Here is a 21,930-nt window from a genome sequence, read left to right on the forward strand (position 1 = left end):
GTGGTGGTGCCGCACTGTGATGCGGACACCGCCGGATGGGGTGCGGCTCCGTGCCCTGATATTGCCTGAGCGGCCGAGAGCACGCCAGGACCACTATCGGCCTGCTCCCTCACCTGCCCGATGACCGGCGCGGAACGGCGAGACCCCGCCGATGGCGCTGACGTGCGCCGGCCGGGATGGCATACCCGAGCCTCGCGATCGGCGGCTGGGGCGGCCGGTCTCAGCCTTCGGGCCGTGCCTGTGCCGGTGGGGCGGTCGCGGAGAGGGCGCGCAGGTCGTCGAATGCCTGAAGGAGGTGCGCGTCCAGGCTCCTCTGCGAGGGATCGTCGAGCCAGGCCTGGGCCGCGTGGTGGAAGGTGCCCCAGCCGGTCTGCGCGGCCAGGCGGGCCAGCCGGTCGGCGACACCGCGCCGCCGCAGCGCCTCCGCCACGGCGTCGGCCATGGAGGCGGCCTTGGCCAGGTCGCGTTCGCGGAGCGCCGGGGTGGCGGCGATGATCTCCAGCCGCGGCTCGGAGAACGGGCGGTTCTCCTCGAGGATCCGCGCGGCCTTCCGGAAGGCCCACAGCAGGATCTCCAGCGGCTGCAGACCCTCCGGTGCTTCGACCACCGCCTCGATCAGCGCGGCGCGCAGGTCGGCCTCGCCGTCGAAGAGCACCTCGCGCTTGTCCGGGAAGTGCCGGAAGAACGTGCGCTCGTTCACGCCGGCCCGCGCGGCGATCTCCGCCGCGGTGGTCTGGTCGAACCCGCGCTCACGGAACAGGTCCAGGGCCGCCTGCTGCAGGCGGCGGCGCGCTTGTACTCCGCTCCGAGGCACACCCCGATGGTACCGGAGACGCCAGTCACCGACACTACGTTGCGCCAGTCACTGGCGCTACGTGTAGAGTCAGTGACTGGCGCTAAGAAGCGCCAGAAACTGGCATTACGCGGGAGAGTGTTCCATGCATGTCTTCGTCACCGGGGGCTCCGGCCTGACGGGCCCCACCGTCGTCGCCGAGCTCATCGCGGCCGGCCACTCCGTCACCGGGCTGGCCCGCTCGGACGCCGCGGCCGCCCGGCTGGAGTCACTGGGCGCCACGCCCCACCGCGGCTCCCTGGACGACCTCGACAGCCTGCGCCGTGGCGCCGAGGCCGCCGACGGCGTTCTGCACATGGCGTTCGGCGGCGACTTCGCCGACCCCGACGACATGATGCGGCGCGACCGAGCCGCGATCGAGACGCTCGGCCGGACGCTGGAAGGTTCGGGCAGACCGTTCGTCAGCACGTCGGGCACGCTGGTCATGCCCGCCGGCCGGGAGACCACCGAGAAGGACGAGCCCGACCTGGACGGGATCGCCGCCTTCCGGATCCCCGGCGAGCGGGCCTGCCTGGACTTCGCCGCCCGGGGAGTGCGCGCGAGCGTGGTGCGGCTCGCTCCCACCGTCCACGGGCCCCGCGACTACGGCTTCATCGGCATGCTCGTCGACACCGCGCGGAAGACCGGCAGGTCGGTCTACGTCGGCGACGGCGCCAACCGGTGGCCCGCCGTCCACCGGCAGGACGCCGCGGTCCTCTTCCGCCTGGCACTGGAGAAGGCCCCCGCGGGCAGCGTCCTGCACGGAGTCGCCGAGAGCGGCGTCCCCTTCAAGGGCATCGCCGAGACGATCGCCCGCGGCCTGAGCCTGCCCGCCGTCTCACTGACCCCCGACGAGGCCGCCACGCACTTCCCCAGCCCGTTCATGGCCACCGTGTACGGGTTCGACGCACCCGTCTCCAGCACCCACACCCAGGACCTGCTCGGCTGGTCGCCCGCCCACCCGGCACTCCTCGACGACATCGAACACGGCGACTACCTCACCCCGCCGGCGTCCTGACCACCTCGTACGTCTGCTCCGGAGCCCGCCCCGGAGCAGACGTACGAGCCGTAGGCAGGGACGTCGTTCTCAGCGGGGATCGACCAGGAGCTCGCACCCGATGGGGGTGAGCGTGGCGCGGGCGTCGGTCCGCACGTCACCGTCGACGCGGAACCTCAGCCGCTGCAGGAGGACCGCGATCATCGTGATCACCTCGGTGCGGGCGAAACGCGCTCCCAGGCACCGCCGCGGGCCCGCGCCGAACGGCACGTACGCGCCTGGCGGCGGGGAGAAGTGCTCCCACCTGTGCAGGTCGAACCGCTCCGGCTCGGGATAGCACCCGGCGACCCGGTGTGTGACCCAGAAGGGGATGACGACGCGCGAGCCCGGCGGCAACGTCCACGATCCGCAGGCGGCGCCCTCCCCCACCACCCGCTCCACGACCCAGCTCGCCGGCCATAGCCGCAGCGTCTCGTCGACGGCCCAGCCGAGCTCGGGCGGCTCCGGCTCGCCGCTGCGCCACCGATCCGCCGCGGCTCTCGCCGTCTCCTGCTGCTCCTGGTGGCGCGCCAGCTCGACGAGCGCCCACGCCGTCGCCGCCGCCGGGATCCCGTGCGCGGCGAGGAGTATCGAGGTCAGCGCGTCGACCACGGCGGCGTCGTCGAGACCACCGCGGTAGAGCACGTCGACGAGCCCGCCTTCGCCGTCGCTCTTCGCCGTGGACAGCAGTGTGGCGTGCATCCTCTTGAGCCGCCGGCTCGCGCGCCACTCCCGTTGCTGGATCGGCTTCACCCAGGCCGGGAACTCGTACGGACTCGCGATGATCGGGAAGAGTGCCTCCAGCATCGCCTGCGCCGTCTCCGGGACGGCGGAGGCGTCCCGGGTGCCGAAGCAGAAGCGGGCGACCGACGCCGAGGTGACCTCCGCGAAGGTCGCCATCAGGTCGTCGACGCGGCGCCGCCGGCGCAGTCGCTCGGACAGTTTGCCGGCCGTCCCGGTGAGCCAGCGCGCGTGGTCTTCGAGCATCTCGGCCGTCATGCCGACGATGGCCGTCCTCCGGGTGGACATCCACGCGTCGAGCTGCGCGGAACCCGGCGTCGCCGTGGATCTTCTTCGTCTCAGGTCGCGATCCAGGAAGTACGTCCGGTTGGTGTTCCGGAGTACGGCGTGGACCTCCTCAGGGCCCGTCACCAAGATGGCGCCCGGCCAGAGCCGCACCACCGGCCCGTACCGGCGCGCCGTCTCGTAGAAGAATCCGAGCCGATCGTTCTTGTAGGAATGCACCGCGTCGGCGCGGTCGAGGTCAAGGGCGGGTATCTCATCGATATTCCGCGTGGTCTTGCTGACGTCAACAGTCATTGATCGACCAGTTTCCCAGCGAACCCGCTGATCACCGGATCGGCGCCTCCCGCCGGGAGCAGGAAGGCGGGAGACGCCGGGCCCTCGGCTTAATGCCAGATGTAGCTGGCGGGATGCTCCTTGATTCCCACCATGCGCGCGAGCTTGAGAATCAAGCGACTGAGCGGGGACGCCTGCTTGGTCACTGCAACCTCCCTCCGCTTTCGAGCGGTACACAAATCACAGTAAAGCGCAGTCATATGGCCGTCAATCGGCAAGCCGAATATCGGTATGCCTAGAATCGCTACTCGTGCGGGGGCGCGCACAGCGCGTCGTCGACCAGCGTGTTCTCGGCCTCTTCCACGCGCACGACGTAGTCCTGCGATTCGGCGATGGCGCCCGTCATGGAGAGCGTGACGCTGCGCCGGCCGTCGGCGGTGACGCCGGTGGCGGTGATCCAGCCGGAGTCGCCGCCCTCGTGGCCCCAGTAGACGCCGCCGCACGACAGGGGGCGCGAGAAGAGCCCGAGTCCGTCACGGGCGCCCGGCATGAGCGGTTCGAACGCCGTGCCGACCGGGATGGTCCGCTTCATCTGCGCCAGTTGCGCCGGTCGCAGGAGCCGGCCGCCGAGCAGGGCGCGGAAGAACCGGTCGAGGTCGGCGGTGGTGGAGACGAGCCCGGCCTCTCCGTTGCCGGCCAGGCCGACCTGCTCGGTGACGTCGATGAGCGGTTCGCCGGGCTGCCATCTCTGGTAGGTCTCGGCATGGGGCCGGGGCAGCGTGGGGGACGCGCCCGGCCAGAAGGTGTGCTGGAGGCCGAGCGTCCGGACGATCCGGTCCCGTACCTCCTCGTGCCAGGGGTGCCCGGTGACCCGCTGGATGACCATGCCGAGCAGGGCGTAGCCGGTGTTGGAGTAGCTCCAGTCCGTGCCGGGCCGGAAGTCCGGCCGCTGGCGCATCGCCCGTGCGACGAGCTGCTCGGCGGTGTAGGTGTCGTACCGGTGCTGGTAGAAGTCCTCCTTCGAGGTGTAGTCGGGGTAGTCGTCGTGAGTGCCGCTGGTGTGCTGGAGCAGGTGGCGGAGGGTGATCGCGCGGCCGTCGTTGCCGTTTCCGCGCACCACGCCGGGCAGCCATCGCTCGACCGTGTCGTCCAGGGAGAGCCGGCCCTCGCCGGCCAGCTGCAGGATCACGGTGGCCGTGAACGTCTTGGTGACGCTGGCGATCCGGAAGTAGCCGTTCGGAGGGACCGGCCGCCGGCTCGTCACGTCGGTGACGCCACTGGTGGCGGTGACGTTCCGGCCGTCAGAGGTGACCAGGCGGGCCTGCACTCCCGTCACGCCGAGTGCGGTGATCGCGTCGGCGTCGCGCCGGAGCCGGAACTGGTCGTCGTGCGATGGGGCGGCGCTCGCGCCGGGTGCCCAGCCGGCGGAGAGAGTGCCGGCGACGATGGCGGCCAGGGCCAGGTTCCGCCGGGTGGATCGGCCGCGGCGCCGCGATGGGCGCTTCGATGAACTCGTCATGGTCGTTGACGCTAGGTCTGACCGGGGAAGGCGGGCGATACGGCGCTCTAGTAGGAAAAAGGGGTAGTTGGCTGTAGTGCCGGGCCCGGTCGCCATGGCGCAGACTCGTGCAGGTGAACGATCATCGTGCGGCCGACCGGCTGCCGGCGATGGCGCGTGGTCTGGGCTATCTCCTGGCGAGCCTGCTCACCGCCGCGGTCGCCCTGCTCGCGCTGCCCGTGCTCCTCGTCCCGGCGACGGCCCGTGCCTGGGCGTCCTGGCATCGGCGCCGCGCCGACCGGCTGCTGCGCCGTCCGCGTTCCGGTCCTGTCCGTGCCGGGGCGTGGCGGGTCCTCGGGTGGCTGGGCGCGTACGTGGTGACGAGCCTGGTGTTCGGGCTCGTCGCGGTGGTGTGCGCGGGCAACGCGGTGGCCACGGCCGTCACGGTGCCCTTGTGGTGGGCGTTGCCCGCCGGCACCCGCGCGGGCGGCTTCGCCGCCGGTGTTCCGCTGACCGGATGGGGCACGGCGCTGACCCTGGGGACCGTGCAGTTCGTCATCTTCGCGGCCCTGACGTACGGGCTGGTTCCGCCGCTGGCGCGCCTGCACGCACGAGTCGGCGTCGCGCTGCTGTCCCCCTCGGCCGCCGACGTGCTGGCGCAGCGGGTGGAGACGCTGACCGAGACGCGGGCCGGCGCCATGAACGCGCACGGCGCGGAACTCCGCCGGATCGAACGCGACCTGCACGACGGCACCCAGGCCCGGCTGGTGGCCATCGCGATGCGGCTGGGCGTGGCCCGTGAGTCGCTGGGCGAGGACCCCGAGCTGGTGGGCAGGCTCCTGCGGGAGGCGCATGAGAACACCGAGGAGGCCATGACCGAGCTGCGCGAGGTGATCCGGACGATCTATCCGCCGATCCTCGCCGATCGCGGACTCGCCGGGGCGCTGACCGCCCTGGGGAGCCGGTCGGCCATCGGCACCACTCTCGACATCGGCGGCCTCGGCACGATCCCCGCCGCGGTCGAGGCCGTGGCCTACTTCACGATCGCCGAGGCGCTCACCAACGCCGCGAAGCACAGCCGGGCCACCGGGACGACGGTCCGGGTCGCCCGCGCCGGTGACCGGCTGTCGATCGAGGTCACCGACGACGGGATCGGCGGCGCCGACGAGACGCTGGGCACCGGCATCGCCGGGATCCGTCACCGCGTCCTGGCGATCGACGGCACCGTACGGGTCCACAGCCCCGCCGGCGGCCCGACGACGATCACTGTGAGCCTGCCGTGCGCGTCGTGATCGCCGAGGACAACGTCCTGCTGGCCAGCGGACTGGAACTCCTGCTGACCGCCAAGGGCTTCGACGTCGCCGCGATCGCGCAGGACGGCCCCGGATTCATCGCGGCCGTCACCGAGCACCGGCCGGACGTCACCATCGTCGACGTACGGCTGCCGCCGACGTTCCGTGACGAGGGCATCCACGCCGCCCTCCACGCCCGCCGCCGGAATCCCGGGCTGCCGGTGCTCGTCCTCTCCCAGTACGTGGAGCAGCAGTACGCCGGCGAGCTGATCTCCGACCGGCGCGGCGGCGTCGGCTACCTCCTCAAGGACCGGGTGAGCCGGGTGAGCGAGTTCGTCGACGCCCTGCGGCGGGTCGCCGATGGTGGCACCGTCATGGACCCCGAAGTGATCGCGCAGCTCCTCACCCGTCACACCCACGACCCGATCGCCGACCTCACCCCGCGCGAACGCGAAGTGCTCGCCCTGATGGCCGAAGGAAGAGACAACGCCACCATCGCGGCCCGGCTCGTCATCACCGAGAACGCCGTCCACAAGCACATCGGCAACATCTTCGCCAAGCTCGGCCTCTCCCCCGCCGACAGCGGCCACCGCCGCGTCCTCGCGGTCCTCACCTACCTCAGCCGCCAGTGAGCCCGGCCTGAGTCGATCAACGGGACTACCATCGGCCGACCATGGGCCAGATGACGGTTTCACGAAGATGGGCGCTGGGCGGGATGTGCCTGGCGGCGACGGGACAGAACGCGCGACCTGGACGAAGCCCCGGCCACCGCGACGGCGAAGTGGCCACCGCGGCGGCGAACGCTGCCGGAGGGAAGAACGACGCTCAGCGGGTCACGCCCCGGGCTGGAGGCCTCGGCGCCAGGTGGGGTGTGCCGGGTGCCAGCCCAGTTCGCGCTTGGCCTTGGCGTTGGACGCGCCGCGCAGTTCGGTCATGAGCACGACGCCGGCCTCTCCGGCGGCCAGCCGTCCGACGAACCGCGGTACGCGCATCGGTTTCCTGGCGCCCAGCATCGCCGCCAGTTCGGGCAGCCATTCGGTGACCGGGGCGGGGTCGTCGTCGACGATGTTGTAGACACCGCGGTCGCCCTTCTCCACGGCTGCGACCGTGGCCTCGGCGGCGTCGGCGATGTGGACGAAAGACCACACCCCGCCGCCGTCGCCGACGACCGGGAACCTGCGCTTGCGGATCATCTCCAACTGCTCGGAGCCGGGTGCCATGGAGGTGCCGGGCCCGTAGAACGCGCCGTAGCGCAGCACGATCCCTTCGATCCACTCGGCGCCCAGCACGGCCTTCTCCAAGTGCTCGACCGCGGCGATCATCGAAGCCATCTGGCTGACCGGTGAGCGGTCCAGGGGGTCCTGTTCGGTCTTGACCGGCCCACCGGTCCGGGCGTAGGTGAACGCGCCGTTGCTCTGGGCCACGAACCGTCGTACTCCGGCGGCGCGTGCGGCCGCGAGCAGGTTGTCGGTGCCCTCGATCCGCAGCCGGTCGGTGGCGGCGAAGCTGCGTTCGAAGTGGCGGGTGTCGATGTGCCCGATGGCGGTCAGCTGGTTCACGATCACCTCCGGGGCCGCCTCGCGCACGGCCGCCTCGACCTGGGCCCGGTCGAGTGCGTCGGCGAGGACCGGCACCGCGCCCAGCTCCGCCGCCCTGGCCTTGGCGGAATCGCTGCGGACCATGGCGAACACCTCGTGTCCCGCGTCGACCAGACGGGGCAGCAGTTCCGTGCCCATCGCCCCGGTCGCTCCTGCCACCAGAACTCGCATCGTCGGCTCCCTTCCTCTCCGGTTCGGTTTCGCCACTTGAACCGGATGGCCCGCCGATCGCTGACAGGATTCAGGCGTGATCCACGTCACATGACGAGCAGGGGCTCCCCGTGGTCGGCCGCCGCCCATTGCCCCGTCGCGCGTTCGAGCTTGTCGGGGTTCGCCTGAGTACGGCAGGCGGCGATGCCCTCGGCGGTGACCTCCAGGCACATGATGGCGACGACCCGGCCTTCCGCGACGGCCACAATGGCGGGTTCGCCATTGGCGGTCCAGGCGTAGATCTCGGGCGTGCCGCCGACGATGGCGCGCTTGGTCTCGGCGGGCTTGAACAGGCCCCACACGAACTTCGCGACCGCGACGGCCCCCTCGAACGCCTTGGTGCGTGCCGGAACCTTCCCTCCGCCGTCACCGATGGAGATGGCGTCCTTGGAGAGCAGGCGTACGAGCTCATCGGTCCGGCCGCTGGTGGCGGCCGCGAGGAACTCCTCGACGACCCGCCGGGCGGCGGCCTCGTCGATCTCGGTGCGGGCCTTGCCGTACGCGACATGCTTCTTGGCACGGTGGAAGATCTGCTGACTGGCCGCCTCGGTGATGTCGAGGATGTCGCCGATCTCCCGGTGCGGGTAGTCGAAGGCCTCCCGCAGCACGTACACGGCCCGCTCGTTCGGGGACAGGCGTTCCATGAGGGTGAGGACCGCGTACGACACCGATTCGCGCTGCTCGGCGGTATCGGCCGGGCCGAGCATCGGGTCCCCGGCGAGCAGCGGCTCGGGGAGCCATCGGCCCACGTAGGTCTCGCGGCGTACCCGCGCGGAGGCGAGCTGGTTGAGGCACAGGTTGGTGAGCACCTTCGTCAGCCACGCCTCGGGAACCTCGACGCGATCAGTGTCGGCGGCCTGCCAGCGCAGGAATGTCTCCTGCACGGCGTCCTGTGCCTCGTCCGCGGAGCCGAGGAGACGGTAGGCGATGGCCTCCAGACGCGGCCTCGACACTTCGAATCGGTCGACGTCGTCCGCCGTCAGAGGCATGACCTGATCATATCTCCCGCGCTGCCTCCGGCCGGCCACGGCCCTTCTCATGGAGCGAGGCCGTCCGTACAGCGATCACGCTGTCGAGCGGCGGCGGGGCGGCCGGGTGGAGCCCGGCCGACTAGAGTCCGCGTTGTGAAGGTGAGGGGCAGGCCGTTCGTCGGTAAGCGCCTTGATCGCAGAGGAGTGCGCATTGTCCGGTGAAGGCCGCCGCGGGGATGCTTCGAAGCCGCGCCTGCGGCTGGACGAGCTTCTGGATGAACTCCAGGATCAGGTCACGCGAGTCCGCGGGGCACGGGACCGGGTCCACACCCTGCTGGACGCGGTGCTGGCGATCGGTTCCGACCTGGACCTGGACACGGTGCTGCACCGCATCGTGGAATCGGCCGTCGCCCTGGTGGACGCCCGTTACGGAGCGCTGGGGATCGTGGGGGAAGAGGAGACGATCCAGCGGTTCATCACGGTCGGGATGGACGAGCGGACCGTGACCGCCATCGGGCACTACCCGCGCGGGGAGGGCATCCTCGGGCTGCTCATCCGCGAGCCGGAGCCGCTTCGCCTGGCCGACCTGAGCGAGCATCCGGCCTCCGCCGGTTTCCCCGAGGGACATCCGCCGATGCACACCTTCCTCGGCGCGCCGGTGCGGGTGCGCGACGAGGTGTTCGGCAACCTGTATCTCACCGACAAGCGCGACGGACGAGAGTTCGACGCCGACGATGAGGCGATCCTGCGCACACTCGGCGCGGCGGCCGGTGTGGCGATCGACAACGCCCGCCTGTACGCGGACGCCCGCCACCGCGAACGGTTGCTCGGCGCCGGCACGGACCTGACCCGGTCCCTGCTGTCGGGCGTCGAGCCGGGGAAGGTGCTGCGGTCGCTCGCCGGCACGGTACGGGAACTCGCCGGGGCCGACCTGGTCACGCTGGCCGTCCCGGTCCCCGGGTCGGAGGACCTCGTGGTCGAGGCCGCGTCCGGCACCGGTGCGGAGAAGGTCCAGGGCCTGGTTCTGGAGACCACGACCCTGGCGGCGAAGGTGTACCGCACCGGTGAGCCGATCACCAGCGACGGCCTGTCGGCTGATCCTCGGTCCCTCGGCGGCAGTGCCTCCCGCGTCGACCTCGGCCCGGCGTTCTTCACCCCGCTGGCCACGGGCGAGCGGGTCATGGGCGTGCTCCAGGTCGCCCGGGTGGCCGGTGGCGCGCCCTTCACGGAGGCGGCGCTCGAGATGATCTCCGGGTTCGCCGCCCAGGCCGCTCTCGCGCTGCAGGTCGCCGAGCACCGCCGTCACGCCGAGCGCATGAACGTGATGGAGGACCGTGACCGCATCGGCCGCGACCTGCACGACCTGGCCGTCCAGCGCCTGTTCGCCTCGGGGCTGAGCCTGCAGATGGTCTTCGGACGGCTGGCCGACCGTCCGGAGCTGGCCGAGCGCGTACGGCAGGTCGTCGACGACCTGGACGACACCATCAAGATCATCCGCTCTACCATCTACGCCCTCCACCAGCACGACGACGGCACCGGTGAGGCCGGTCTGCAGGCCCAGCTGATCTCCGAGGCCGAGCGCGCCGGCCAGACCCTCGGCTTCGCCCCCGCCCTGCGGATGACCGGCCTGCTCGACACCCGCGTGCCGCCTGAGTACGCCGAGCACCTGGTGGCCGTGCTGCGCGAGGCGCTGTCCAACGTGGCCCGGCACGCCGGCGCCACCGCCGTGGAGATCGCCGCCGAGGTCACCGACACGCTGCTGAGACTCCGTGTCACCGACGACGGCCGCGGCATCGACCCGGCCGTCACCCGCCGGAGCGGCGTGTCCAACCTGCGGCATCGCGCCGAGCGACTCGGCGGCACCCTCACGCTCGGCCCGCACCGGCCGAGCGGCACCGTCGTGGAATGGGCCGTTCCGCTGCCGGAGACGGCCCCCTGACCGATCCCGGCGGCCGCGGAAACGACGAAGGGCCCGTCCGGCGCTGACGCCGGCCGTGCCCGGTGTGCGGTGAGGGAGAGCGCGTGCTCGCACCACGCGCTCTCCCTCACCGAGGTCACTTGAGGATGGGGAGGCGGCGGACCAGTCCGGTCTTCGCCCACCGGCGGCCCAGGCCGAGGGTGTCACCGGCGCCGACGAGGGCCAGGCCGATCACCAGCAGGGCGTAGATCAGGTGGTCGTCCATGAACGGGTTGTTGGCCGGAGGAAGGACGACACTCCACATCATGACCAGCATCGCCGCGCCCGCGGCCGCGGCGATCCGCATCCCGATGCCGAGCATCAGGGCGATGCCGATGCCGGCCAGGCCGAGCATGAACATCCAGTCCGCCCAGGCGGCGCCGGCGATGCCGTGGTAGAAGCCCTTCAGCGGACCGGCCGCCGAGAACTTCAAGAACCCCAGGGTCGGGTGGCCACCGTGAATCCACGCCTGCTTCGCGGCGGTCTCATGCCCCAGCCCGAACAGCTTGTCGACGAAGGCCCACAGGAACACGAAGCCCAGCGAGATGCGGGCCAGGGCCCACACGTAGCGGGCGGCGGGACGCTCGGTCACCGGCTCGGCGTGGAACGCGGGCAGGTGCAGGCGGTGGGTCGCGGGGCGGCGGTCGGTGACGGCCATCGTCATTCACCTCTTCCGAAGGGCGCCGGAGCCCTTCCGGCTACCTTCACTCAATCGCGAACCACCCCGCTCACCGCAGAGGCCAAAGCCGTACCGCCGATGGGACCTTCGTCCCCGATCAACGTCGCCACGGGCGAGACGGGCACGGTCCACCGCGCAGGTCGCGGGCGGGACGCGTCCGGGCCGGTCGTGACCTTCACCCCCGGCGACGGGACCTAAGCCCCTCCCGCGCTCCCTCCGGCGGCGAAGACGCTGACAGCGCAAGGTCAACCGACCGGACAGCGGGAGAGGATGGACATGCGAGCGCTCGTCTACCACGGACCGGGCCGCAAGGCCTGGGAGGACGTTCCGGACCCCCGGATCGTCGACGACACCGACGCCGTCGTCCGCGTCGACGCCGTCACCATCTGCGGCACCGACCTGCACATCCTCAAGGGCGACGTGCCGGAGGTGACGCCCGGACGGATCCTCGGCCATGAGGCCGTCGGCACCATCGAGGCCGTCGGCGCCGGTGTGCGGACCCGCAAGCCGGGCGATCGCGTGCTGGTCTCCTGCATCACCGCGTGCGGGACCTGCCGCTTCTGCCGGGAAGGCCGGTACGGGCAGTGCCTCGGCGGCGGTGGCTGGATTCTGGGCCACACGATCGACGGCACCCAGGCCGAACGCGTCCGCGTCCCGTTCGCCGACACCTCCACTCACCCGGTGCCGGACGGGGTCGCCGACGAGGAGATCCTCATGCTGGCCGACATCCTGCCGACCGGCTACGAGGTCGGCGTCCTGAACGGCGGCGTCCGCCCGGGCGACGTCGTCGCGGTCGTCGGATCCGGGCCCATCGGCCTGTCCGCCATCATGACGGCACGCCTGTTCAGTCCCGGTCACGTCATCGCCATCGACCTGGCCGACAGCCGTCTCGAGGCCGCCAAGCGATTCGGCGCCGACATCACGATCAACAGCTCCCGGCAGGACCCGCTCGAGGTCGTCCAGTCGCTCACCGCCGGTCTGGGGGCCGACGTCACCGTCGAGGCCGTCGGGGTGCCGGCCGCCTTCGAGGACGCCGTCCGCCTGGTCCGCCCCGGAGGGCGCGTCGCCAACGTCGGCGTCCACGGCGAGCCGGTCACGTTCCACCTGGAGAAGCAGTGGATCCGGGACGTCACGATCACGACCGGCCTGGTCGACACCGGCTCCACGCCCACTCTGCTGCGCCTGGTCACCGGTCATCAACTCGACGCGGGCCAGTTCGTCACCCATCGATTCCCCCTGAGCGACTTCGACCGGGCGTACGAGGTGTTCGGCGCGGCCGGTGAGACCGGAGCGCTCAAGGTCGTCCTGACCCGGTGACGCGTACGAAGGAGGAGATCCCATGATGTACGGCGGCCACATGGGCGGCGGATGGGGCTTCGGCCTCATGACCACCGGCATGGTGCTGTTCTGGGCGCTGCTGATCGTCGGCGTGATCATGCTCGCACGGCACCTCGGCCGGACCGGGCGTCCGGCCGCGCCACCGCCCCGGCCCACGCCCGAACAGGTTCTGGCCGAGCGCTTCGCGCGCGGCGAGATGGACGTCGATGAGTACGTCGAACGCCTGGAGACCCTGCTGACCCACCCTCATCCGACCGCGACCTGAGCGGCCGCGCGGGACGGAACGAGACGGTCACGGAACCGGAGGCACCACGATGCGACGCTACGTGTACGACTTCGCGTCCGGCAACAAGGACATGAAGGACCTGCTCGGTGGCAAGGGAGCGAATCTCGCCGAGATGACCAATCTCGGGCTTCCCGTCCCCCCGGGCTTCACCATCACCACCGAGGCGTGCCGCGCCTACATCACCTCCGGGTCCGAGCCGCCGGAGCTCCGCGACCAGTTGGTGACCCACCTGAAGGCGCTGGAGGAGCGGATGGGCCGGCGGCTCGGGCAGCCGGACGACCCCCTGCTGCTCAGCGTGCGTTCCGGGGCGAAGTTCTCAATGCCCGGCATGATGGACACCATCCTGAACATCGGGCTCAATGACGCCTCCGTCACGGCACTGGCCGCGCGGGCGGGCGAGCGGTTCGCGTGGGACTGCTACCGGCGGCTCATCCAAATGTTCGGCACCACCGTGCTCGGGGTGGACGGCCGGCTGTTCGAGGCGGCGCTGGACGAGGCCAAGCGCGGCAAGGGCGTGGCCGGCGACCTGGACCTGGACGCCGGCGACCTGTGGGCGCTGACCACGACCTTCAAGGGGCTCATCGCCGAACACGCCGGCCGCCCGATGCCGCAGGACCCGTTCGAGCAGCTGACGCTCGCCGTCGGCGCCGTCTTCGACTCCTGGACCGGCGAACGGGCGCGGATCTACCGCAGGCAGGAACACATCCCCGACGACCTGGGCACCGCCGTCAACGTGATGGCCATGGTGTTCGGCAACGTCGGCATGGACTCCGGCACCGGCGTCGCCTTCACCCGCGACCCCGGCACGGGCCAGGCGGGCGTCTACGGCGACTATCTGCCGGACGCGCAGGGCGAGGACGTCGTCGCCGGCATCCGCGACACGGTCCCCCTGCAGGAACTCGAGAACCTCGACCCGCGGGCGTACCGGGAGCTCCTGCGCATCATGCGGGTCCTGGAGCAGCACTACCGGGACCTGTGCGACATCGAGTTCACCATCGAGCGCGGGAAGCTCTGGATGCTGCAGACCCGGGTCGGCAAGCGGACGGCGGCGGCCGCGTTCCGCATCGCGACGCAGCTCGTCGACGAGGGGCTCATCAACGCCGACGAGGCCCTGCGGCGCGTGTCCGGCGCGCAGCTCATGCAGCTGATGTTCCCCCGCTTCGACCGGACCACGGCCGAGCCGATCGCCCGCGGCGTCAGCGCCTCACCCGGCGCCGCCGTGGGCCGCGCGGTCTTCGACAGCCGTACGGCCGTGGAACGGGCCCGGGCCGGGGAGAAGGTCATCCTGGTACGGCGGGAGACCAACCCGGACGACCTCGCCGGGATGATCGCGGCGGAGGGCGTCCTCACCAGCCACGGCGGGAAGACCTCGCACGCCGCGGTCGTCGCCCGCGGCATGGGCCGCGCCTGCGTCTGCGGCGCCTCGGCGCTGGAGGTCGACACCGACCGGAAGCGCTTCACCACCGCGGACGGCACCGTCGTGCACGAGGGCGACCTCATCTCGATCGACGGGTCCGGCGGGCAGGTCCACCTCGGCGCGGTCCCGGTGGTCCCGTCCCCGGTCGTGCGCTACTTCGACGGCGAGGCGGCCGAACCCGGCGACGAGCTCGTGGCCGCCGTCGCCCGGACCATGAAGCACGCCGACGCGGTCCGGCGGCTCGGCGTCCGCGCCAACGCCGACACTGCGCAGGACGCCGAACGGGCCCGCCGGTTCGGCGCCGAGGGCATCGGGCTGTGCCGCACCGAGCACATGTTCCTCGGCGACCGGCGACGGCTCATCGAAGACCTCATCCTCGCCGAGACCCCGGAGGGTCGCCGGGAGGCGCTCGACGCGCTGCTGCCCCTGCAGCGGCAGGACTTCATCGAGATCCTGCGGGCCATGGACGGGCTGCCGGTCACGATCCGGCTGCTCGATCCGCCCCTGCACGAGTTCCTGCCGGACCTCACCGACCTGGCGGTCCAGGTCGCCCTCGATAAGGAACGCGGCGAGCCCGACGAGGACCGGGCCCGGCTGCTGCAGGCCGTCCGCCGGCTGCACGAGGAGAACCCCATGCTGGGCCTGCGCGGCGTACGGCTCGGGCTGGTCATCCCGGACCTGTTCGCGATGCAGGTGCGGGCGATCGGTGAGGCCGTCGCCGCCCGCCGGGCGCAGGGCGGCGACCCCCGGGCGCAGATCATGGTCCCGCTCGTCGCCGACGCCGCCGAGCTGCGCGTCATCGTGGCCCGGGCGAGGCGGATCCTCGCCGAGGTGGCCCCGGAGACGGGAGCCCGGGCACGGTGCCCGATCGGCACGATGATCGAACTGCCCCGGGCCGCGCTCACCGCCGGACGGATCGCCGAGGAGGCGGACTTCTTCTCCTTCGGCACCAACGACCTCACCCAGACGACCTGGGGCCTGTCCCGCGACGACGCCGAGAGCTCCTTCTTCGCCGCCTACCTCGACAAAGGCGTCTTCCCGGTCTCGCCCTTCGAGTCGGTCGACCGGGACGGCGTCGGCCGGCTCATCGAGCTCGCGGCACTGGAGGGACGTACGGCCCGGCCCGGCCTGGAACTCGGAGTGTGCGGCGAGCACGGCGGCGACCCGGACTCGGTGCGCTGGTTCCACACGGCCGGCCTGGACTACGTGTCCTGCTCGCCCTTCCGCGTGCCGGTCGCCCGGCTCGAGGCCGGCCGCGCCGCGGTCATCCGCGACGGCGGCGAGAACTCCTGACGTCGACTCGGAGGACTCGGAGGAACGGCCCATGACGGATCTCAGGATTCCTTCCCCTGATCCCCGCGAGCCGTTGTCCCTGCTGCGCCACGATCTGGACACCGGACCCCGGGGCCTGTCGGCGCGTGAGGCGGACCGGCGCCTGACCGTGTACGGCCCCAACGAGGTACGGCGTCGAGGACGCCGTTCGCTCCTCAAGGAGCTGGTCGGCCAGCTCGCCCACCCCCTCGCCCTGCTGCTGTGGGTGGCGGCCGCGCTGGCGTACGCCGCCGGAACCCCGGCGCTGGCCGTCGCGATCGTCGCCGTGATCCTGCTGAACGCCGTCTTCGCCCTGCTGCAGGAGCGGCAGGCCGAACGCGCGGTGGAGGCGCTCGCCCGCTACCTGCCGGAACAGGCCCGAGTCGTCCGCGACGACCGCGAACAGCCGGTGCAGGCCCGGGACATCGTCCCCGGCGACATCCTGCTGCTCGGTGAAGGGGACAAGGTGCCCGCCGACGTCCGCCTGACGGACGGTGCGGTCGAGGTCGACCTGTCCATGCTCACCGGAGAGTCACTCCCCGTCAGCCGGGCGGCGGGCCCGTCGGATGAGCGCGTCCCTGCGCTCCGGGAGACCAACCTGGTGTTCAGTGGTACGACGTGCGTCGGCGGTGACGCCCGGGGCGTCGTCTTCGCCACCGGCGACCACACCGAACTCGGCCGGATCGCGGCTCTCAGCCAGCGCACCGTACGTGAACAGAGCCCGCTGGAGACCCAGGTCAAACGGGTGGCCTGGCTGATCGCGCTGGTGGCGATCGGCATGGGAGCGCTGTTTCTGATCATCGGCGTCACCTCCGGTATGGCCCTGGCGGCGGCGCTGACCTTCGCCATCGGGCTCCTGGTCGCCAACGTCCCCGAGGGACTGCTGCCCACGATCACTCTGGCTCTGGCCGCCGGCGTCCGGTCACTGGCCCGGCGGGGCGCGGTGGTCAAACGGCTCAGCGCCGTGGAGACGCTCGGCTCGACGACGGTGATCTGCACGGACAAGACCGGGACCCTCACCCGGAACCGGATGCGCCTGCAGGCCGTGTGGACACCGCGCGCCTCCGCGGACCGCTCCACCGAGCATCCGGGCGGGTTCGGTGAACTGGCCGCCGCGATGACCGAGTGCACCACCGTCGGCCGGGACGGCACCGCCCTGACCGGCGACCCGACGGAGGTCGCGCTGGTGGAGGGCGCGGACTGGCTGGGGCATCCGGCGGACCTGCGCGCCCGTGACGAACGACGCAGGGCACTGTTCCGCTTCGACCCGCTGCTGCGGTCGATGTCCGTCGCCACCGACGACGCCGTGTACGCCAAAGGAGCACCGGAGGCCGTGCTCGCGCGGGTCTCGGACCCGAACCGCGAACCCGCGCGCGCCGAGGCGACCGCACTCGCCCGGCGCGGCCTCCGCGTCCTCGCCGTCGCCACCAGGGACATCCGCGAGATCCCCCGCGACCGCGGCGACGCCGAACGTGACCTGCGGCTCGTCGGCCTCGTCGGTCTCTACGACCCGCCCCGGCCGGAGGTGCCCGAGGCCGTACGGCGATGCCACGACGCCGGGCTGCGCGTCCACGTCGTGACGGGGGACAACGGCGTCACCGCCGCCGAGGTCGCCCGCCAGGTCGGCATCGGTCACCCTCGCCTGCACGTCGTGGCCGAGGCCGAGCGGATCGACGACCGGGAACTGGACGAGCTGCTCGCCCAGGACCAGGAGATCGTCTTCGCCCGGTCGTCACCGGAGACGAAACTGCGGATCGCCGACACGCTGCGCGCCGGCGGGAGCGTGGTCGCCATGACCGGCGACGGCGTCAACGACGCCCCCGCACTGCACCGCGCCGACATCGGCGTCGCCATGGGCCGGTCGGGCACCGACGTCGCACGCGAGGCGGCGACGATGGTGCTCACCGACGACGACTTCGCCACGATCGTCGCGGCGATCCAGGCCGGGCGCCGGGTCTATGACAACGTCCGCAAGTTCATCCTCTACATCTTCGCGCACGCCATCCCGGAGATCGTGCCGTTCCTGATCTTCGCGCTCAGCGGCGGCACGATCCCACTGCCCCTGACCGTGCTGCAGATCCTGGCCATCGATCTCGGCACCGAGACGCTGCCGGCCCTCGCCCTCGGCCGCGAGCCCGCGGAGCCGGGCGTCATGAGCCGGCCACCGCGCAGCCGTGAGGAGAGCGTCATCACGCCGGGGATGCTGGCGCGGGCGTGGGGCTTCCTCGGCCTGATCTCCGCCGTCCTCGTGATGGCCGCGTTCTTCGCCGTCCTGTGGCGCGCCGGCTGGCATCCCGGCGACCCGACCGGGCCGGGCAGCCCGCTGCACCACGCCTACCTCGAGGCGACGACCGTGACCTTCACCGGCATCGTCATCTGCCAGGTCGGGACGGCGTTCGCCGCCCGTACCGAACGGGCCTCCCTGCGCGACGTCGGCGTCTTCGGCAACCCCCTGCTCCTCTGGGGCATCGTCTTCGAGCTCGCCTTCACCGCCGCGCTCGTCTACGTCCCCCCGTTCCAGCATGTCTTCGGCACGACGGCGCTGTCCCCGGAGGACATCGGCCTGATGGCCGCGTTCCCGTTCGTCGTATGGGGTGCCGACGAGCTCCGCCGCCTCGTCGTCCGCCGCCGCGCGGCGGCCCGCCGGCCGCGTGGAGCCGCCCGGTGAGAGGTACGAACCTCCAGGGCGGTGGCCGTCACACCGGCGACGGGGGCGTGGTGCGTGCGCTCCCGTCGCCGCCAGTGACGCTGAAGACCCCTCCGATCCGCCGGCGCGCCCGCGTCAGTCTCCAGGCCGCCTCACCGGGGTGCACCCCCAGCGCCGCCTTCGCCTCGGCGAGCAGGTCGGCGTGGCGCAGGAACTCCCCGGACTCGATGCCGCGGGCCCACTGTCCGGAGTCTCGCGGGGCGGAGAAGTACTCGCTGATCGCCACGGCGACGTCGAGGAACGCGGCCAGCAGGGCACGCAGCGGATCGCCGTCGCCCGCGTCCCACGGGTTCCGCCCGGCGAGCCGGCGATGCAGGGGCGCCTCGTCGTCCTCGACGAGCCTGCGCAGTTCGAGCAGCGCGTCGATCTCGGAGCCGCGTCCCTCACCCGCCCGCCGCCGGATCGCCGCGTCGACGGCCGCCGTCACGTCCCGCCGGACGACGGTCTGCACCAGCTCCACGACGGCCACCGGCGCCTTACGGCGGTCCTGGATCGCGACGCAGGACCGTGCGGTCCGGATCAGGTCCCGCGGCAGGCCCCCCGACCACGCATGACAGAACATCGCGGCCGGATAGGTGAACCGCGGTGAACGCCGCCTCAGCAGCTCATGCGACTCGTCCGCCCGCAGCCTGCGCATCTCGGTCACCGCGTCGAACACGGGATCGACGGCGTCCGGCATCGGCATACCGCAGGCCGCGAACCGCCGCGACGCGTCGTCCGGCACGGACATCACGAAGTGCACGCCTTCGATGTGGAACAGGTCCTTGATGTCGTTGATCACCCGATCCGCGTCGGCGATGCCGTCGAGTCCGTCGATCGCGACCACGATCCGGGCGCCCTCGCGTATCCGGTGCCCCCGTACGTAGCCGCGGAACTCCTCCGCCCATTCGGCCGGCCCGGGGTTACGTTCCGTCCAGGTGGTCTGCTCGGAGAGCCCGACGGAAAGCCCCCAGCGGGTCAGCCCCGCGGTTCGTCCCCGCTGACGAGAACTACTACCCATGATCGTGTCGAGTTTCCGTGCCGCCCAGACGACGTCGGGGCCGAATCGGCGCGGTACGCGCGTCCGGCCGCGTTCGGAGAGCCGCACGCCACGGCTGAGGAGGACCTGGCGGACGACGGCCCCGTAGATCACCCTGACGAACTGCCCCTCCCCCGCGTGTACGGGAGCGGGCAGGTAGACGCCGACCCACGAGGGTGACACGCCGCACAGCGACCGCAGGAGCGTGGTCTTCCCGATGCCCGGCGGTCCGGCCACCCCGACCGCCGAGGTCACATGGCCGCGCACCAGCGCCAGCGCCTCTTCGAAGCTCTCGGACCGGACGAGCGCCGGAGAGTCGAGTTCGACCAGGCTGGGCGCGCGCGTCCGAGGCAGGAACGCGCTGCGAACGCGTTCCTCCTCACGGTGAAGGATCTCCTTGACCATTCCCGTGATCTCCCCGATGGCCTCTCCGGCGATACACCGGCGGTACGTCTGTGTCTGCCGGCGGCCGATCCGGCCCGCCCAGGCCGCCAACACCGATCGCCGCAGGATCACCGTCACAAGGATCAGGAGACCCGCCGCCGCCCCGGCCGTTCTCAGGCCATGGGGGACAGGGGCGTGGCGGAGAAGAGAGGAGATCGCCGCCCCGGCGGTGGCGAACAGCACGAGTGACGCGGCTCCAATGACGAAGCCGCCCACCCCGTCCAGCGTGAAGCAGATCGAGCGCGCGATCCTGACGTACGTCTCGCCCCGGCGATAGACCTGGAGCGCGGGCCCGATGCGGCGGGCCAGTTCGGCGCGGCGGTTCCACACCTCTTCGTAGACGGCGGCCGGCGCCACTGGGGCCGCCCCCGCGGTGTCCGTCAGCGCGGTCCGGGTGAAGAAGGCCAGCCGCAGGGGCGTGATCGGTTTCAGCGGATTGTCGGTTTCAGCCGTTGGCGTCAGGTAGAGGAGGGTCACGTGTGCACCGCCGTCTCACAGGGCCGGTCGTCGTCGAAGCACTGGCCGCGGCCGGCCACGACCTCCGGCGACGCGCACCACTCGGGTCGGTGGATGAGCGCGGGTCCGCCCGGGTGGGGGCGGTCGCCCGCCGGGCCGGGCCCCGGCGGTCTCTTACGGGGCGACGACGGGGTACAGGTCGTCGAGGCGGTATTCCAGGCGGGACGTCACGGACACGACGCCCTCGACCCGCCGTACCGCGTGCAGGAGCGTCGCGATCGACGACCGGCGCTCGACGGTGCCCTGCACGGCCACGCGTCCCCGGTCGACGATGACGTCGAAGCGCCCCGGGTCGAGACGGAACCGGTCCGCGATGACCTCGGTGAGGATGTCGCCCTGGATGTCGGCGTCCGGGCGGGTGTAGACGCCCAGCAGGTCGGCGCGGCTGACGATGCCCACCAGCCGGCCGGTCAGCCCGTCGGTCACCGGGAGCTGATTCACGTCGTGCCGGCGCATCGTGCGGGCGGCCTCCTGGACCGTCGTCGCCGGGGACACGGTGACCGGGGGAACGGTCATCAGCTCGGCCGCGGTCACCGCCTCGGCCTTCCGCTGGGCCCGCCGGTGGGCGGGGAGGACGTGGAAGTCCTCGGTCGCCGCCGGATCCGCCTCCTTACACAGCAGATCGCTCGTTGACACGACGCCGCGCACCTGCCCGGTGGAGTCCAGCACCGGCAGCGCCCGTACGCCGTCGCGGTACATGACCTCGACGATCTCCTTGAACGTCGTCTGCTCCCCCACCGACACCACGTCGGTCGCCATCACGTCTCTGACCTCGGTCCGCATGGTCCTGTCTCCTCTTCTCCCCGCGCCCGCGGCTCAGTAGTACTGCTGGAACGGGACGTGGTCGTCATCGTCGATCTCGTAGGCCAGGTCGTCCTGGACGGACACGACGCCCTCGACGTGGCGGACGGCGTGGATCAGCAGCGGTGTCTGAGAGCGCTTCTCCACGGTGCCCTTGACGGTGACGCGGCCGTCCCTGACGGCCACCTCGAACCGCGCCGGGTCCATGGCGAACGCGTGCGTGATTACCTGGTTCACGACGTCCGCTCGGATGTCGGCGTCCGGCCGCCGGTAGACCGCCAGGACGTCGGCACGGCCCACGATCCCGATGAGGCGGCCGCTGTCCGGGTCCACGACGGGCAGCCGCCCGATCCGGTGCCGGCACATGGCCTGCGCCGCCTGCTCGACCGTCGCCGTGGCGGGCACGGTGACCGCCGGCGCGCTCATGAGGTCCGCCGCGACGGTGCCGACGGCCTTGTGCTGCTCGCGGCGCCGCCCGGGACTGAGGTGGAACTCCTCACCGGCGTCCGGAGCGGCCTCCTTGAGCAGCAGGTCGCTCTTGGAGACGACTCCGCGCACCCCGCCGGTCCGGTTCAGCACCGGCACGGCGCTGACGTGCAGGCGGTGCATGACGTCGACGATGTCCTTGAACGGCGTCATCTCCTCGACCGCCACGACCGCGGTCGTCATGATGTCCTTCACCGTGGTCCGCATCGGATCCTCCCGGGTCTTGGGCTCGGC

At 71.8% G+C, this 21,930-nt stretch carries 17 protein-coding genes; 8 read left to right on the forward strand and 9 right to left on the reverse strand.

Annotated features, from left to right (window positions below; genetic code table 11):
• Window positions 1-220 precede the first annotated feature (220 nt).
• The gene (locus tag NE235_RS07150; protein WP_252800152.1) at window positions 221-814 is read right to left on the reverse strand and encodes a TetR family transcriptional regulator; all 594 of its coding nucleotides are present in this window, start codon (window positions 812-814) and stop codon (window positions 221-223) included.
• Window positions 815-938: 124 nt separating this feature from the next.
• On the opposite strand from NE235_RS07150, the gene NE235_RS07155 reads away from it, so the two are divergent.
• Complete coding sequence (locus NE235_RS07155) at window positions 939-1,850, forward strand: SDR family oxidoreductase (protein ID WP_252800153.1); 912 nt, start codon at window positions 939-941, stop codon at window positions 1,848-1,850.
• Window positions 1,851-1,919: 69 nt separating this feature from the next.
• On the opposite strand, the gene NE235_RS07160 is transcribed toward NE235_RS07155, so the two are convergent.
• Window positions 1,920-3,188, reverse strand: a complete 1,269-nt coding sequence (locus tag NE235_RS07160) for a cytochrome P450 (RefSeq protein ID WP_252800154.1) — start codon at window positions 3,186-3,188, stop codon at window positions 1,920-1,922.
• Window positions 3,189-3,471: 283 nt separating this feature from the next.
• Window positions 3,472-4,686, reverse strand: a complete 1,215-nt coding sequence (locus NE235_RS07165) for a serine hydrolase domain-containing protein (protein WP_252800155.1) — start codon at window positions 4,684-4,686, stop codon at window positions 3,472-3,474.
• 113 nt (window positions 4,687-4,799) lie between these two features.
• On the opposite strand from NE235_RS07165, the gene NE235_RS07170 reads away from it, so the two are divergent.
• Together NE235_RS07170 and NE235_RS07175 are read left to right on the forward strand one after the other, a co-directional pair.
• The gene (locus NE235_RS07170; RefSeq protein ID WP_252800156.1) at window positions 4,800-5,957 is read left to right on the forward strand and encodes a sensor histidine kinase; all 1,158 of its coding nucleotides are present in this window, start codon (window positions 4,800-4,802) and stop codon (window positions 5,955-5,957) included.
• Window positions 5,945-6,589, forward strand: coding sequence for a LuxR C-terminal-related transcriptional regulator (locus NE235_RS07175; protein ID WP_252800157.1), 645 nt, complete (start codon window positions 5,945-5,947; stop codon window positions 6,587-6,589). Before NE235_RS07170 ends, NE235_RS07175 begins: the two co-directional genes overlap by 13 nt.
• 201 nt (window positions 6,590-6,790) lie before the next feature.
• Here NE235_RS07175 and NE235_RS07180 read toward each other — a convergent pair whose 3' ends face one another.
• Together NE235_RS07180 and sigJ are read right to left on the reverse strand one after the other, a co-directional pair.
• Window positions 6,791-7,726, reverse strand: coding sequence for an NAD-dependent epimerase/dehydratase family protein (locus NE235_RS07180; protein WP_252800158.1), 936 nt, complete (start codon window positions 7,724-7,726; stop codon window positions 6,791-6,793).
• 86 nt (window positions 7,727-7,812) lie between these two features.
• Window positions 7,813-8,754, reverse strand: a complete 942-nt coding sequence (gene sigJ, locus NE235_RS07185; protein WP_252800159.1) for an RNA polymerase sigma factor SigJ — start codon at window positions 8,752-8,754, stop codon at window positions 7,813-7,815.
• Between the two features lie 193 nt (window positions 8,755-8,947).
• Between sigJ and NE235_RS07190 the strand changes: the two genes are divergently transcribed.
• On the forward strand, window positions 8,948-10,675 hold the full coding sequence (locus tag NE235_RS07190) for a sensor histidine kinase (protein ID WP_252800160.1): 1,728 nt from the start codon (window positions 8,948-8,950) through the stop codon (window positions 10,673-10,675).
• A gap of 115 nt (window positions 10,676-10,790) precedes the next feature.
• Here NE235_RS07190 and NE235_RS07195 read toward each other — a convergent pair whose 3' ends face one another.
• Window positions 10,791-11,351 carry a DoxX family membrane protein gene (locus NE235_RS07195; RefSeq protein WP_252800161.1) on the reverse strand — a complete coding sequence of 187 codons (561 nt, stop codon included), beginning with the start codon at window positions 11,349-11,351 and terminating at the stop codon, window positions 10,791-10,793.
• Window positions 11,352-11,648: 297 nt separating this feature from the next.
• On the opposite strand from NE235_RS07195, the gene NE235_RS07200 reads away from it, so the two are divergent.
• The 4 genes from NE235_RS07200 to NE235_RS07215 are packed head-to-tail and all read left to right on the forward strand — an operon-like array spanning window position 11,649 to window position 18,392.
• Window positions 11,649-12,689, forward strand: coding sequence for a zinc-dependent alcohol dehydrogenase family protein (locus tag NE235_RS07200; protein ID WP_252800162.1), 1,041 nt, complete (start codon window positions 11,649-11,651; stop codon window positions 12,687-12,689).
• Between the two features lie 22 nt (window positions 12,690-12,711).
• Window positions 12,712-12,975, forward strand: coding sequence for an SHOCT domain-containing protein (locus tag NE235_RS07205; RefSeq protein WP_252800163.1), 264 nt, complete (start codon window positions 12,712-12,714; stop codon window positions 12,973-12,975).
• 49 nt (window positions 12,976-13,024) lie between these two features.
• On the forward strand, window positions 13,025-15,706 hold the full coding sequence (gene ppdK / locus NE235_RS07210; RefSeq protein ID WP_252800164.1) for a pyruvate, phosphate dikinase: 2,682 nt from the start codon (window positions 13,025-13,027) through the stop codon (window positions 15,704-15,706).
• A 31-nt stretch (window positions 15,707-15,737) separates the two neighbouring features.
• On the forward strand, window positions 15,738-18,392 hold the full coding sequence (locus NE235_RS07215) for a cation-translocating P-type ATPase (RefSeq protein WP_252800165.1): 2,655 nt from the start codon (window positions 15,738-15,740) through the stop codon (window positions 18,390-18,392).
• Window positions 18,393-18,420: 28 nt separating this feature from the next.
• Here NE235_RS07215 and NE235_RS07220 read toward each other — a convergent pair whose 3' ends face one another.
• The 3 genes from NE235_RS07220 to NE235_RS07230 all read right to left on the reverse strand — a co-directional run bounded on the left by NE235_RS07220 (window position 18,421) and on the right by NE235_RS07230 (window position 21,903).
• Window positions 18,421-20,370 (reverse strand): ATP-binding protein, encoded by a 1,950-nt coding sequence (locus NE235_RS07220; protein ID WP_252800166.1) that lies wholly within the window; start codon window positions 20,368-20,370, stop codon window positions 18,421-18,423.
• Window positions 20,371-20,523: 153 nt separating this feature from the next.
• On the reverse strand, window positions 20,524-21,192 hold the full coding sequence (locus NE235_RS07225) for a CBS domain-containing protein (protein ID WP_252800167.1): 669 nt from the start codon (window positions 21,190-21,192) through the stop codon (window positions 20,524-20,526).
• A gap of 33 nt (window positions 21,193-21,225) precedes the next feature.
• Window positions 21,226-21,903, reverse strand: a complete 678-nt coding sequence (locus NE235_RS07230) for a CBS domain-containing protein (RefSeq protein WP_252800168.1) — start codon at window positions 21,901-21,903, stop codon at window positions 21,226-21,228.
• Window positions 21,904-21,930 lie beyond the last annotated feature (27 nt).

Source organism: Actinoallomurus spadix, assembly GCF_024055725.1.
GTDB classification, from domain to species: domain Bacteria; phylum Actinomycetota; class Actinomycetes; order Streptosporangiales; family Streptosporangiaceae; genus Actinoallomurus; species Actinoallomurus spadix.